This is a genomic window from Oerskovia sp. NPDC056781 (genome assembly GCF_042789955.1).
Classification (GTDB): Bacteria; Actinomycetota; Actinomycetes; order Actinomycetales; family Cellulomonadaceae; genus Oerskovia; species Oerskovia rustica.
This window is the reverse complement of sequence record NZ_JBHUAD010000098.1, coordinates 1-13,815: the sequence shown is the minus strand read 5'-3', so window position 1 is coordinate 13,815 and position 13,815 is coordinate 1. Positions and strand designations below refer to the sequence as shown.

The 13,815-nt window shown below is 72.0% G+C and carries 13 protein-coding genes; 7 read left to right on the top strand and 6 right to left on the bottom strand.

Translation table 11 applies throughout. From position 1 onward, the window contains the following. Positions 1-37: 37 nt before the first annotated feature. Positions 38-1,258, bottom strand: coding sequence for an extracellular solute-binding protein (locus ACFRCR_RS10415; RefSeq protein WP_377677317.1), 1,221 nt, complete (start codon positions 1,256-1,258; stop codon positions 38-40). 238 nt (positions 1,259-1,496) lie between these two features. Between ACFRCR_RS10415 and ACFRCR_RS10410 the strand changes: the two genes are divergently transcribed. Further along, complete coding sequence (locus ACFRCR_RS10410; RefSeq protein ID WP_377677315.1) at positions 1,497-2,534, top strand: LacI family DNA-binding transcriptional regulator; 1,038 nt, start codon at positions 1,497-1,499, stop codon at positions 2,532-2,534. Positions 2,535-2,727: 193 nt separating this feature from the next. Beyond that, complete coding sequence (locus ACFRCR_RS10405) at positions 2,728-4,533, top strand: glycoside hydrolase family 13 protein (RefSeq protein WP_377677313.1); 1,806 nt, start codon at positions 2,728-2,730, stop codon at positions 4,531-4,533. A 96-nt stretch (positions 4,534-4,629) separates the two neighbouring features. On the opposite strand, the gene dusB is transcribed toward ACFRCR_RS10405, so the two are convergent. After that, on the bottom strand, positions 4,630-5,841 hold the full coding sequence (gene dusB / locus ACFRCR_RS10400) for a tRNA dihydrouridine synthase DusB (protein ID WP_377677311.1): 1,212 nt from the start codon (positions 5,839-5,841) through the stop codon (positions 4,630-4,632). Between the two features lie 92 nt (positions 5,842-5,933). Then, positions 5,934-7,322 carry a glycine--tRNA ligase gene (locus tag ACFRCR_RS10395; RefSeq protein WP_191795396.1) on the bottom strand — a complete coding sequence of 463 codons (1,389 nt, stop codon included), beginning with the start codon at positions 7,320-7,322 and terminating at the stop codon, positions 5,934-5,936. A 277-nt stretch (positions 7,323-7,599) separates the two neighbouring features. On the opposite strand from ACFRCR_RS10395, the gene ACFRCR_RS10390 reads away from it, so the two are divergent. From ACFRCR_RS10390 to ACFRCR_RS10370, 5 genes are read left to right on the top strand one after another with little or no spacing between them, the layout of a single operon-like run. Continuing rightward, positions 7,600-8,625 carry a metal ABC transporter substrate-binding protein gene (locus ACFRCR_RS10390; RefSeq protein WP_377677309.1) on the top strand — a complete coding sequence of 342 codons (1,026 nt, stop codon included), beginning with the start codon at positions 7,600-7,602 and terminating at the stop codon, positions 8,623-8,625. Beyond that, positions 8,622-9,503, top strand: coding sequence for a metal ABC transporter ATP-binding protein (locus ACFRCR_RS10385; protein WP_377677308.1), 882 nt, complete (start codon positions 8,622-8,624; stop codon positions 9,501-9,503). The genes ACFRCR_RS10390 and ACFRCR_RS10385 overlap by 4 nt, the downstream gene beginning before the upstream one ends. Before the next feature lie 23 nt (positions 9,504-9,526). Further along, positions 9,527-10,432, top strand: coding sequence for a metal ABC transporter permease (locus ACFRCR_RS10380; RefSeq protein ID WP_191795464.1), 906 nt, complete (start codon positions 9,527-9,529; stop codon positions 10,430-10,432). After that, positions 10,420-10,815, top strand: a complete 396-nt coding sequence (locus ACFRCR_RS10375) for a Fur family transcriptional regulator (RefSeq protein WP_191795393.1) — start codon at positions 10,420-10,422, stop codon at positions 10,813-10,815. The genes ACFRCR_RS10380 and ACFRCR_RS10375 overlap by 13 nt, the downstream gene beginning before the upstream one ends. Beyond that, positions 10,812-11,603, top strand: a complete 792-nt coding sequence (locus ACFRCR_RS10370) for a DedA family protein (protein WP_377677306.1) — start codon at positions 10,812-10,814, stop codon at positions 11,601-11,603. The genes ACFRCR_RS10375 and ACFRCR_RS10370 overlap by 4 nt, the downstream gene beginning before the upstream one ends. Positions 11,604-11,608: 5 nt before the next feature. Here the strand turns inward: ACFRCR_RS10370 and ACFRCR_RS10365 are convergent, their stop codons facing one another. The 3 genes from ACFRCR_RS10365 to recO all read right to left on the bottom strand — a co-directional run bounded on the left by ACFRCR_RS10365 (position 11,609) and on the right by recO (position 13,675). Further along, on the bottom strand, positions 11,609-11,986 hold the full coding sequence (locus ACFRCR_RS10365) for a VOC family protein (RefSeq protein ID WP_377677305.1): 378 nt from the start codon (positions 11,984-11,986) through the stop codon (positions 11,609-11,611). 127 nt (positions 11,987-12,113) lie between these two features. Further along, positions 12,114-12,911, bottom strand: a complete 798-nt coding sequence (locus tag ACFRCR_RS10360) for an isoprenyl transferase (RefSeq protein WP_377677303.1) — start codon at positions 12,909-12,911, stop codon at positions 12,114-12,116. Beyond that, positions 12,911-13,675 (bottom strand): DNA repair protein RecO, encoded by a 765-nt coding sequence (gene recO / locus ACFRCR_RS10355; protein WP_138824114.1) that lies wholly within the window; start codon positions 13,673-13,675, stop codon positions 12,911-12,913. The genes ACFRCR_RS10360 and recO overlap by 1 nt, the downstream gene beginning before the upstream one ends. Positions 13,676-13,815: the final 140 nt, after the last annotated feature.

The following is a 13,815-nucleotide window of genomic DNA, read 5'->3' as shown; positions in this document are numbered from 1 at the left end:
GCGCCCGGTGGGGCGCCACGGCCAGGGTGTCAGGTGATCAGGAACCGATCGCTGCCTGGATGTCGGCGATCATCTTGTCCCAGGTGGTGATCGGGTCGGCGCCACCGACGATCGCTGCCTCGGTCACGCCCCAGAAGCTCCACACGGAAGCCATCTCGGGGATCGAGGGCATGGGCAGGGCGTCGGCACCGACGGCACGGAAGCCGGCGATGATCGGGTCCTCCGCGGCGGCCTTGTCAGCCGAGACGGTCAGTGCCGGCGAACGGTTGCCCGCCTTGTACAGGGCCGTCTGGGCCTCCTCGGTCGAGAGGAAGTTGACGAGGAAGTCGTTGGCGACGAGCGCGTTCTTGCTCTGGTTGCTCAGGTAGAAGCCCTGGACGCCCACGAACGGCTGAGCGGTCTGGCCACCGGCGCTGGGGACCGGGTCGATCGCGAGGTTCAGGCCCTCGAAGGACTCGATCATCCACGGGCCGCCGACGATGAAGGGCGACTCGCCGTTCTTGAAGGCCTCGACCGCGATGTCGTACGTCGTGTCCTGGCTGAGCGTGCCGGCTGCGCCCTGCGCGCCGAGCCACGTCGCGAAGGCCTGGCCCTCGGGGCCGCCCATCGCGAGCTCGGAGCTGTAGGAGCCGTCCTCGTTCTGCGTGAACACGGGAGCGCCGAACGACGTCTGGAACGGGTAGTGCGTGTAGGGGTCACCCTTGGCACCGTCCGACTGGACGAGGATCGGGAACTTGGTCCCGGCGGCCTGGCCGGCGGCGACGGCCTCGTCCCACGTGGCCGGGGCGGTCGCGGCGAGCGCGGTGTTGCGGATCAGGGCGATGTTCTCGGTCGCGTAGGGCAGGCCGTAGACCTGGCCGTCCTGCGTGAAGGCCTCGATCGAGACCTTCTCGAACTCGGCGGCCTTGTCGCCGAGCTCGAGCGGTGCGACGACACCGTTGGTCGTGAACTCGCCGAGCCAGTCGTGCGCGCCGACCGTGATGTCGGGGCCCTTGCCCGTCGGGACCTGCGCGAGGAAGTCCGCGCGGATGTCGTCGAAGTTCTTGAGGACGACCTCGACCTTGGTGCCGGTCTCGGTCTCGAAGGCCTTCGCAGCGTCCGTGACCGCGGCCTGGCGGGTCTCGTCGACCCAGACCGTCAGCGCACCCGTCGTGTCTTCGGCCCCCGTGGTGGGGTCGTCTCCGCTACCGCCGCCGGAGCAGGCTGTGAGCGCCAGCGTGGTGCCGAGCGCTGCGGCAAGAAGGATGCTCCGTCGCATCTGAGTCACTCCCAAGCAATCGAGATGTCAGCCAAGGGTGGCGAACCTGCCCTCCTCGGCCCTGATGGGGACGACCGTACGACGCCGGGTAGCCATGATGCAAGCGCTTGCGGTAACTTTCATGCAACGCATTGCACATCACGATGAAACAGCTCATCGCGCACCGCCTCCGGGACTGAGACATCCAGCCCGCGAGCAACCAGGACGAGGAGGTCCGGTGTCCCCTACACTCCCCCACGTGCGTACCCGTCTCACAGATCTGGCCGAGCAGGCCGGCGTCAGCACTGCGACGGTCTCGCGCGTCCTCAACGGCAAGGTCGGCGTCGCGAGCGAGACGCGCCAGGCCGTCCTCGCCGCGCTCGACCTCCTCGGGTACGAACGTCCGGAGAAGCTCCGCAACCGGTCGGCCGGCCTGGTCGGCCTGATCGTCCCGGAGCTGACGAACCCCGTCTTCCCCGCGTTCGCCCAGGTCGTCGAGTCGCTGCTCTCGGAGCACGGCTACACACCTCTGCTGTGCACGCAGTCGCCGGGCGGCACCACCGAGGACGAGTACGTCGAGATGCTGCTCGACCACGCGGTCGACGGCATCGTCTTCATCTCCGGCCTGCACGCCGACACCCAGGCCAGCCACGAGCGCTACGAGCGCCTGCGCAGCCGCGGCATGCCCATCGTGCTGGTCAACGGCTACGCCCCGGGCGTGGACGCCCCGTTCGTCTCGCCCGACGACGTCGCGAGCGTCGAGCTCTCGGTCCGCCACCTCCAGTCCCTGGGCCACCGCAAGATCGGTCTCGCGATCGGTCCGGGGCGCTTCGTCCCGGCCCAGCGCAAGCTCGCGAGCTTCGCGGACGCCCTCGTGCGGCACGGCCTGGTCGACGACGCCGACCAGGCCGCCGAGCACATCGTGGTCACGCTCTTCACGGTCGAGGGCGGGCAGGCCGCGGCCGGCGAGCTCATCGACTCGGGGCACACCGCGATCGTGTGCGGCTCGGACCTCATGGCGCTCGGCGCCATCCGTGCCGCACGGTCGCGCGGGCTGCGCGTCCCCGAGGACGTGTCGGTCGTCGGCTACGACGACTCCCCCCTCATCGCGTTCACCGACCCGCCGCTCACGACCGTGCGCCAGCCGGTGGCCGCGATGGGACAGGCGGCCATCAGCGCGCTGCTCACGGAGATCTCCGGAGAGCGGGCCCCGCGCTCGGAGCTGCTGTTCCAGCCGGAGCTGATCGTGCGCGGGTCGACGGGCGCCGCGCCGAGCGGCCGACTCGACAACCCCTAGCCGTAAGCGCTTACACTCGGACGACGGCCCGACGCGACGACCCTCGCACTCGGTCGCCGTCCCGGTGATCCCCGAGGCGCTCTCGTGCCCGGATCCCCGCTCGGACCGCCGCACCGCAGCCGGTGCGACGACCCGGCGCCACCCCGAACTCGCAGCACCCAGCCACACCCCGCACAGTGAGGACCTGTACTCCATGTCTCGTATCGATTCGACCACGGCGACCGAGGTCGACTCCGCCACGGCGCTGACCGCGACCCGCCTCGTCCACGCGGCCCACGAGGGCCCCGGCGAGTGGTGGCGCGACGCCGTGATCTACCAGGTGTACCCGCGCTCCTTCGCGGACGGCAACGGCGACGGCATCGGCGACCTGCCCGGGGTGACAGCCCGCCTGCCGCACCTCAAGGCCCTGGGGATCGACGCCGTCTGGCTCTCGCCCTTCTACCGGTCCCCGCAGAAGGACGCCGGCTACGACGTCTCCGACTACCGCGACGTCGACCCGCTGTTCGGCACGCTCGCCGACTTCGACGAGATGCTCGCGACGGCCCACGGCATGGGCATCCGCGTCATCGTCGACGTCGTCCCGAACCACACCTCGGACCAGCACGCCTGGTTCGCCGAGGCGCTCGCAGCCCCCGAGGGCTCCCCCGCCCGTGCGCGCTACCTCTTCCGTGAGGGCAAGGGCGAGAACGGCGAGCTGCCCCCCAACAACTGGCAGTCCATCTTCGGCGGCCCGGCCTGGACCCGCGTGACCGCAGGCGCGGACGCGCACGTCGTGACCGGCGCCGAGGGCGAGGTGCCAGGCCAGTGGTACCTGCACATGTTCGACTCGACCCAGCCCGACCTCGACTGGACCAACCCCGAGGTCCGCGCCGAGTTCGAGGACGTCCTGCGCTTCTGGCTCGACAAGGGCGTGGACGGCTTCCGCATCGACGTCGCGCACGGCATGGTCAAGCAGGACGGCCTGCCCGACTGGGACGGCACCGTCTCGATGGTCGAGGGCACCGACACGGGCGCCCCCGAGGACGGCTCGACCGGTGCCGGCAACTCGGGCCCCATGTTCGACCAGGACGGCGTGCACGACATCTACCGCGCCTGGCACAAGGTCCTCGCCGAGTACGACGGCGACCGCGCCCTCGTCGCCGAGGCCTGGGTCGAGCCGCTCTCGCGCCTGGCCCGCTACGTGCGCCCCGACGAGATGCACCAGGCGTTCAACTTCTCGTTCCTGACCACGGCCTGGGACGCCGCCCCGCTGCGTGCGGTCGTCGCGGCCTCGCTCAACGCGTCCGACGAGGTCGGCGCGCCCACGACGTGGGTGCTGTCGAACCACGACGTCGTGCGCCACCCCTCGCGCCTGGGGCTCGCCGAGCCGGGCCTGCGCCCCAACGGCATCTTCGCGCACGAGCCCCAGCCCGACGAGGAGCTCGGCCTGCGCCGCGCCCGCGCCGCGAGCCTGCTCATGCTCGGCCTGCCGGGCAGCTCGTACCTGTACCAGGGCGAGGAGCTCGGCCTGCCCGAGCACACCTCGCTCCCGAACGAGGTCCGCGAGGACCCCGCGTTCTTCCGCACCGAGGGCGCCGAGGCGGGCCGCGACGGCTGCCGAGTGCCGCTCCCCTGGGAGGCCGAGGCCCCCGGTCTCGGGTTCGGCCCCACGGGCCAGACTTGGCTCCCCCAGCCCGAGTCGTACAAGACGCTCGCGGCCGACGCGCAGTACGGCGTCGCCGGCTCGACGTTCGAGATGTACAAGGCCGCGCTCGAGATCCGCAAGGCCGAGCACCTCGGCGCGGGCTCGCTCGCCTGGGTCGACGCCTACGCGGACTCCACGGACGTCATCGCGTTCCGCAACGGCGACGTGGTCGTCCTGGCGAACCTGGGCGCCGAGCCCGTCGTCCTGCCCCGCGGTGCGCAGGTCCTGGTCGAGAGCGGCCCCACGGTCACCGACCGCAGCGCCGACCCGCAGGTCCGCGTCCCGGTGGACACCACGGTGTGGTTCCGCGCGTGACCCGATAGCACGGGCGGCTCGACGCCCGCACGACGACGGCCCGGTGCCGGAGGACGTCCTCCGACACCGGGCCGCCGTCATGCCCTCCGGCGGGTCTCAGCCGCCGGAGACGCTCAGCTCGGCCTCGCGCAGCTTCTCCTCGAACTCCTCGGAGAGCTCGCGCGAGTCGAGCCAGCCGTAGGGCAGGTGGGGCTTCTTGGGCGAGCCGGCGCGTCCGCGCTGCCCCTCTGCGGCCTCGCCCGGGTAGGGCTGGTCGAGGTCGAGCGCGTCGAGCTTTCCGCGCAGCTCGTCGAGCGTCGAGACCATCGCGAGGCCCTGACGCGCCTCGCCGCCGACCGCGTACCCCTTGAGGTACCAGGCCATGTGCTTGCGCAGGTCGCGCATGCCCTTGCCCTCGTCCCCGCCGAAGTACTCGATCATGAGCTCGCCGTGGCGGTAGATGGTCTCGGCGACCTCGCGCAGGCCGGGCGTCACGCGCGCGTCCGAGCCCGAGAAGGCCGCGGCCAGGTCCGCGAAGAGCCAGGGCCGCCCCTGGCACCCGCGCCCGACGACGACGCCGTCGCACCCCGTCTCGCGCACCATGCGCACGGCGTCCTCGGCCGACCAGATGTCACCGTTGCCGAGCACGGGGATCTCGGTCACGGTCTCCTTGAGGCGCGCGATGGCCGACCAGTCCGCGGTGCCGCTGTAGTAGTCGGCGGCGGTCCGCGCGTGCAGGGCCACGGCCGCGACGCCCTCGCGCTGGGCGATGAGCCCGGCCTCGAGGTAGGTCAGGTGGTCGTCGTCGATGCCCTTGCGCATCTTGATCGTGACGGGCACGCCGTACGGCTCGGCGGCCGTGACCGCGGCGCGCACGATCGAGGTGAACAGGTCCCGCTTCCACGGCAGCGCCGAGCCGCCGCCCTTGCGCGTGACCTTGGGCACGGGGCAGCCGAAGTTGAGGTCGACGTGGTCCGCCCGGTCCTCGCCCGCGATGATCTTGACCGCGGCACCGACCGTCGCGGGGTCCACGCCGTAGACCTGGGCCGAGCGGGTCTTCTCGTCGTCCTCGAAGGTGACGATGCGCAGCGACTCCTCGTTGCGCTCGACGAGCGCGCGGCTGGTCACCATCTCGGCGACGTACAGGCCTGCGCCGTGCTCGCGGCACAGCCGACGGAAGGCGGCGTTGGTCACGCCCGCCATGGGGGCGAGGACCACGGGGGTCTCGACGACGTGGGGCCCGATCCGCAGGGGCGGCAGCACGTGTCCGGTTGCGGGCGCCGGGGTCTCGGGCGCACGCGTGGCGTCGGAAAGGGTGGGGAGGGTCACCGGACCATTCTCCCACCAACCCCGGGCAGGAGAAAAAGGGCCGCCGTCCACGGGGGACGACGGCCCTTCTCCGGCCCCGGAGGGCGGGCGTGCTATGCGCCGAGGAGGCGCGCACCCAGGTACGCGGTGACCTGGTCGAGCGCCACGCGCTCCTGCGCCATGGTGTCGCGGTGACGGATCGTCACGGCCTGGTCGTCGAGCGTGTCGAAGTCGACCGTGATGCAGAACGGCGTGCCGATCTCGTCCTGACGGCGGTAGCGGCGGCCGATCGCCCCGGCGTCGTCGAAGTCGACGTTCCAGAACTTGCGCAGCTCGGCGGCCAGGTCGCGCGCCTTGGGCGAGAGCTGCTCGTTGCGGCTGAGCGGCAGCACGGCGGCCTTGACGGGCGCGAGGCGCGGGTCGAGCCTGAGCACAGTGCGGACGTCGGTGCCGCCCTTCGCGTTGGGCGCCTCCTCCTCGTGGTAGGACTCGACGAGGAAGGCCATGAGCGAGCGTGTCAGGCCCGCGGCGGGCTCGATGACGTACGGCACGTACTTCTCGTTCGTGACCGGGTCACGGTAGGTGAGGTCCTTGCCGGAGTGCTCGGAGTGCGTCTTGAGGTCGAAGTCGGTGCGGTTCGCGACGCCCTCGAGCTCGCCCCACTCGGAGCCCTTGAAGCCGAAGCGGTACTCGATGTCGACGGTGCGGGTCGAGTAGTGCGACAGCTTCTCCTTCGGGTGCTCGTACAGACGCAGGTTGTCGCGGTCGATACCGAGGTCGACGTACCAGTTGGTGCGCAGGTCGATCCAGTACTGGTGCCACTCCTCGTCCGTCCCGGGCTCGACGAAGAACTCCATCTCCATCTGCTCGAACTCGCGCGTGCGGAAGATGAAGTTGCCCGGCGTGATCTCGTTGCGGAACGACTTGCCGATCTGGCCGATGCCGAACGGCGGCTTCTTGCGGGCCGCGCCGACGACGTTCTGGAAGTTCACGAAGATGCCCTGCGCGGTCTCGGGGCGCAGGTAGTGCATCCCGGACTCGTCCTCGACGGGGCCGAGGTACGTCTTGAGCATCATGTTGAAGTCGCGAGGCTCGGTCCACTGGCCGCGCGTGCCGCAGTTGGGGCACACGATCTCGGCGAGGCCGCCCTCGGGGGCGCGGCCCTTCTTCTCCTCGAACTCCTCGATCATCTGGTCCTCGCGGAACCGCTTGTGGCACGAGAGGCACTCGGTGAGCGGGTCGGTGAAGACGCCGACGTGGCCCGAGGCGACCCAGACCTCGCGCGGGAGGATCACCGAGGAGTCGAGGCCCACCACGTCGTCACGGCTCGTGACCATGGTGCGCCACCACTGCTTCTTGATGTTCTCCTTGAGCTCGGTACCGAGCGGCCCGTAGTCCCAGGCGGACCGGGTACCGCCGTAGATCTCGCCCGAGGGGAAGACGAACCCGCGCCGCTTGGCGAGGGAGACGACGGCATCGAGTCGAGAAGGCGCAGTGGCCACAGTTGATCACTCCATGGGAATCGTGCGTACCCCGCACGTGGCTTCGTGCGGGACGTTGCGGGACGCCGGTGCCCCGGCCGTCGCTGCGAGGAGGACGGGCCCTGAGCACCAACGTCCCAGGTTACTCGGTCTTTCCCGGCGGGGAGGTCGCGGAGGCGCAGCGTCGGCCCGACGGCGAGCGGCGCCGTCGAGCCGGCGGGCCCGGCGGGGCGGGTGTCGGCCAGGCCACACCGACCCTTGTTGACATTCGTTATCAATATCAGTGACGATGGATGCCATGCCCCGCACCCTCCCCCGCTCCCGCGCTGCCCTCGCCACGTCCGTCGCCCTCGCGGCGGCTCTCACCCTGACGGCCTGCGGCTCCGGGGGCACGTCGGGGGGCGGCGGGTCGGGCGGCGACGCCACGGGAGACACCCAGGTGCTCGCCTCGTTCTACCCCCTGCAGTTCGTGGCCGAGCGTGTGGGCGGCGACCGGGTCTCGGTCTCCAACCTCACGCCGCCCGCAGCAGAGCCCCACGACCTCGAGCTCTCCCCCGCCCAGGCCCGCTCGATCGGCACCGCCGACCTCGTGGTCTACCAGTCCGGCTTCCAGGCAGCGGTCGACGAGGCCGTCGAGGCGCGCGACCCGGCGCACCTCGTCGACGCGACCCAGGCCGCAGGTCTCGAGGAGCACCCGGGCGAGGCGACCACGGCCGAGAGCGGCTCCGCCGCGGACGAGCACGCGACGCACGACGACCACGCAGACGACAGCCACGCAGACGACGGGCACGACCACTCCTCGGAGGGGGGCCTCGACCCGCACTTCTGGCTCGACCCCGCCCGCCTGGTCCCGGTCGCGGAGCAGGTCGCGGCCGAGCTGACCGCGGTCGACCCCGACGGCGCCGACGAGTACGCGGCCAACCTGGAGGCCCTCACGGCCGACCTGACCGCGCTCGACGCCGAGTACGAGGCCGGCCTCGCGAGCTGCGCGAGCCCCTACCTGGTCACGTCGCACGAGGCGTTCGGCTACCTCGCCGAGCGTTACGGGCTCGAGCAGGTCGGGATCACGGGGATCGACCCCGAGGCCGAGCCCTCTCCCGCCCGGCTGCGCGAGGTCGCCGACATCATCCGCGACCACGGCGTGTCCACGATCTTCTTCGAGACCCTCACGAGCCCCAAGGTCACCCAGACCCTCGCGCAGGACGTCGGCGTCCAGGCCGCGGTGCTCGACCCGCTCGAGGGCCTGAGCACGGAAGGGACCGACTACCTTGGCGTCATGCGGACCAACCTGGAGGCGCTGCGCACCGGCCTGACCTGCGCATGAGCACCTCACCCCTGACGTCTCCGGACCTCCCCAGGGCTCTCTCTGCGGAGCCCCCCGCGATCGAGGCCCGCGGCGTGCACGTGCGCCTCGGCAGCAGCGACATCCTGCGCGGCGTCGACCTCACGGTCGAACGCGGCGAGGTCGTCGCGCTGCTCGGCGCGAACGGCTCGGGCAAGTCGACGCTCGTGAAGTCCCTCGTGGGCATCGTCCCGCTCGCGGCGGGCCACGTCCGGCTCCTCGGCTCCGACCTCGGCCCTCGGGTCCCCTGGGCGCACCTCGGCTACGTCCCGCAACGCGTCTCGGCGCAGACGGGCGTCCCGTCGACCGCCGAAGAGGTCGTCGCCTCGGGACTGCTCCACGGCCGCCGCATCCGCCTGCCGCGCGGCTGGCGCGCCACGGCGCGCGAGGCGCTCGACCGCGTCGGCCTCGCCGACCGCGCGCAGAGCGCCGTGCACGAGCTCTCGGGCGGCCAGCAGCAGCGGGTGCTCATCGCCCGCGCGCTGGCACGCGGGCCCGAGCTGCTCATCCTCGACGAGCCCGTCGCGGGCGTCGACCAGCCCAGCCAGGAGGCGTTCGCCGCGACGCTCACCGAGCTCACGCGCGGTGGCATGACGGTCCTGGTCGTCCTGCACGAGCTGGGCGCGCTCGCGCCCCTCATCCAGCGGTGCGTGGTCCTGCGCCACGGCCTCGTCGTGCACGACGGCGAACCGCCGCACGCCACGGCCGCGCACGCCGGGCCCGAGCACGAGCACCTGCACCCGCACGGGGACGACGCCGAGCACGGCGCGTCCGCCGGGATCGACATGGGCCTGATCGACGCCCCGCTCACCCACCACACCCCGACCCCCGCCCGCATCGACCGAGGAGCCGCCTCGTGAACGCCCTCGACGAGCTGGTCGGGATGCTCTCCGACCCCTTCATGCAGCGCGCCCTGATCGCGGCCGTGCTGGTCGGCGTGACCGCGCCGGTCATGGGGACCTACCTCGTGCAGCGCAAGCTGTCGCTGCTCGGCGACGGGATCGGGCACGTGGCCCTCACGGGCGTGGCCCTGGGCTGGCTCGTCGGCGGCGCCATGGGTGTCGTGCCCGACGACGCGCTCGCCATCCCCGGCGCGGTCGTCGCGGCCGTGATCGGCTCCGTGATCATCGAGATCGTGCGCGAGCGCGGCCGTACGAGCGGCGACGTCGCCCTGGCCCTGATGTTCTACGGCGGCATCGCGGGCGGCGTCCTGCTCATCGGCGTCGCCGGGGGCAGCTCGGGCAACCTCATGCAGTACCTGTTCGGCTCGATCTCGAGCGTCTCCCCGACCGACCTGTGGCTGACCCTGATCCTGGGCGTGCTCATCCTCGCGGTCGGCATGGGGCTGCGCGCCGCGCTGTTCGCCGTGAGCTACGACGAGGAGTTCTCGCGGGCCTCGGGGCTGCCCGTGCGGGCCCTCAACATCGCGATCGCCGTCATCGCGGCCCTGACCGTGACCGTGGCCATGCGCGTCGTGGGCCTGCTGCTCGTGAGCGCGCTCATGATCGTGCCCGTCGCGATCGCACAGCTCGTGACCATCTCGTTCCGGCGGACCATGGCGCTGGCCATGGTCATCGGCGTCGTGGTCTGCGTGGTCGGGCTGTCCGTCACGTACTGGCAGACTCTGTCCCCGGGGGCCACGATCGTCGTCCTGGCGATCGCGCTCTACGCGGTCGTGGCGGTCCTTCGACCCGTGCTCGTGCGGCGCAGGCCGCGCACGGCGCACGACCCGCACCCCGACATCCCCGACGACGTCCACGTGGAAGGTGGCGAGCGATGCAGCGCATGACCCGTCAACGGGCAGCGGTCTCCGAGGCTCTGGAGGACCTGCCCGACTTCCGCAGCGCGCAACAGCTCCACGAGCTGCTGCGCGCTCGCGGCGATGCCGTGGGTCTGGCGACGGTCTACCGCACCCTGCAGACCATGGCCGACGGCGGCGACGTCGACGTCCTGCGCACCGAGGACGGCGAGAGCCTGTACCGCAAGTGCGAGCGCTCCGAGCACCACCACCACCTGGTGTGCCGCTCGTGCGGCAAGGCGGTCGAGATCGACGGTCCGACCGTCGAGACCTGGGCCTCCCAGGTGGGCGCCGTCCACGGCTTCACGGACATCCAGCACACGATCGAGCTGTTCGGTACCTGCGAGGCGTGCCGCGCGAAGCAGGCGTCGTGAGCGTGTCGCTCCTCGGCCCGACGACGTCGCTCGCCTCCGCGCCGTACCTCGCGCGGGAGGTCGTCGCGGCGGCCGACGGGTCGACGGGGATCTTCACGATCGACGGCGTCCCGTACTGGATCATCTACGCCGCGGCCTTCGCGATCGTGTTCGTCCGCGCGCAGGCCACGTACTGGGTCGGTCGCGGCGTGGCCCGTGGCACGGGCAACACCCGGTGGGCGAAGCGTCTCGAGGGCGACCGTGCCCAGCGGGCGATCGCCACGATCAACAGGTGGGGGCCCATCGCGGTCACGCTGTCGTTCTTCACCGTCGGGGTCCAGACCGTCATCAACCTGACGGCGGGCTACACCCGCATGCGGCTCCCGCGCTACCTCGCGGCGCTGCTCCCGGGGTGCGCCATCTGGGCCGCCATCTGGACGACCGTCGGGATCGCGGCGTTCAACACCGCCGTGCTGCTCGCGGCCGGCAGCCCCGTCGGCCTGGCCGTGCTCGTGCTGCTCGTGGTCGGGCTCGTAGCATGGATCGTCGTGGCCTCGCGACGCCGCCGCGCCCGCGCCGCGCACGGCGACGAGGACGGCGCGACCCTCGCGGCGCCGTCGGGCAGGGACGACGCCCCGACCGAGGCGACGGACGTGCCGTCCCCGACGACCGGGAGCAACCCGTTCGGCGACGTGGCCGACCTGCTGCTCGATGCGCCGGACGAGGGGCCCGACGAGGGGCCCACGTACGCGCGTCGCACGCGCGGCGGCTCCGCAGGCCCCTCGGCAGCCCCCGCCGAGCGCGACTGACGCTCTCAGGAGATCTCGGTCGCGCTCTCGTCGGGCTCGCCCACGCAGAACTGGTTGCCCTGCGGGTCCGCGAGCACCGACCACCGGTAGCCGGGGATCGTGTGCTCGGCGACCAGCGAGGCACCGTCGGCCAGCAGTCGCGAGACCTCTGCCGCGCGGTCGGCGGTCGACGCGTCGAGGTGGATCCTGTTCTTGCCGGGCGTCGGGTCCTCGACCTTCTGGAAGCCCAGCACGGGCCCCTTGCCCTCGTGCGGCGGGACGACCTCGAGGAACCAGCCGTCGGCCTCGTCGATCACCTTCCCGCCCGTCTGCCGGGCCCACCACTGCGCCAGCGGGCGCGGGTCGGTCGAGTCCACCGTGACCATACCGATCGAAAGAGTCATACCCGGCAGGGTAGCGAGAGGCACCGACACGTGCAGGGCGTCGATGCCCGCGCGTCGAGGTAGCGGGCTCGCGTCGGGACTACGGCTCCGTCCCGACACCTGCCCTCTACCTCGGCGCCGGAGAGGATCAGGGGATGTCGGCCGACTCTGCCGACCTGTCGATCGCCCCGCCGTAGCGCCGGTCGCGGCTCGCGTACTCCTCGACCGCGCGCCACAGGCTGCGCCGGTCGACGTCCGGCCAGTGCTCGGGCAGGAAGACCATCTCGGCGTACGCGGCCTGCCAGATCATGAAGTTCGACGTGCGCTGCTCGCCCGAGGACCGCAGGAACAGGTCCACGTCGGGCAGGTCCGGCTCGTCGAGATACTTCGCGACCGTCTTCTCGGAGACCTTCCTCGGGTCGAGCCGGCCCGCCGCGACCTCCTGGGCGATCGCCTGCGCGGCGTCCGCGATCTCCGCACGCCCGCCGTAGTTCACGCACATCGTCAAGGTGCACGTGTCGTTGTCCTTGGTCAGCCGCTCGGCGTCCTCGAGCTCCTTGATGACCGAGCCCCACAGGCGCGGACGGCGCCCCGCCCAGCGCATGCGCACACCCCAGCTGCTCATCTCGTCGCGGCGACGGCGGATCACGTCCCGGTTGAACTGCATGAGGAAGCGGACCTCCTCGGGCGATCGCTTCCAGTTCTCGGTCGAGAACGCGTACGCCGAGACGTGCTTGACGCCGATCTCGATCGCACCCGCCACGACGTCGAGCAGCGCGGCCTCGCCCGCCTTGTGGCCCTCGGTGCGCGGGAGCCCGCGCTCGTTGGCCCACCGGCCGTTGCCGTCCATGACGATCGCGACGTGGTTCGGCACGAACCGCGCCGGGATGTTCGGCGCCGTCGCGCCCGACGGGTGCGGCGGCGGCGGTTGGATCGGTCGCCCCATCAGGCCTCTCCCCCGGCCCGCGGAGTGCCCGCGTCGTCTCGTTCCACCATCCGCAGTGATCGCAACGTTCTCTCCAGGTGATATTGGCTGTAGGCGGCCACGAGGCCGCTGGCTTCCTTGCGGTGGCGCACGTCCGACGCGTCCGCCACGTCCCACTCGCCCGCGAGCAGCGCCGCGAGCAGGGAGAAGGTCTCGGGGGCCGGGGACGTCGATCCCGGCGGCCTGCACCGCGAGCAGACCGCCCCGCCCAGGGCCACCGCGAACGACCGGTGCGGGCCGGGCTCGCCGCAGCGCGAGCAGTCGGTGAAGCTCGGCGCCCACCCGGCGACCGCGAAGGCGCGCAGGAGGTAGGAGTCGAGCACCAGGCCCGGCGCGTGCGCGTGCCCCGCGAGCGACCGCAGGGCTCCGGCGAGCAGCCAGAACTGCTGGACGGCGGGCTCCTTCTCGGCCTCGACGAGCCGCTCGGCCGTCTCCAGCATCGCGGCCCCCGCGGTGTACAGGCCGTAGTCCTCGCAGATCGCGCGCGCGTAGGGGCCCACGGTCTCCGCCTGCGTCACGACGTCGAGAGACCTGCCCACGTGGAGCTGGACGTCGACGAACATGAACGGCTCGAGCCGCGCGCCGAAGCGCGAGGACGTGCGGCGCACGCCCTTGCCCACGGCCCGGACCTTGCCGTTCTCGCGCGTGAGCAGGGTGACGATGCGGTCCGCCTCGCCCAGCTTCTGGGCGCGCAGGACGATCGCTTCGTCTCGGTAGAGGACCACTCCCCCATTGTCCGTCATGCCACCGACGTCCCGGTGCACGGTCCGCGTCCCGGCGACCCGGCCGCTCGGCCCCGGCCCCCGGCCCCCGGCCCCCGGCGCGAACGTCCGGGAACGCCGACGGGTCCCGCGCCGTCCGGCAC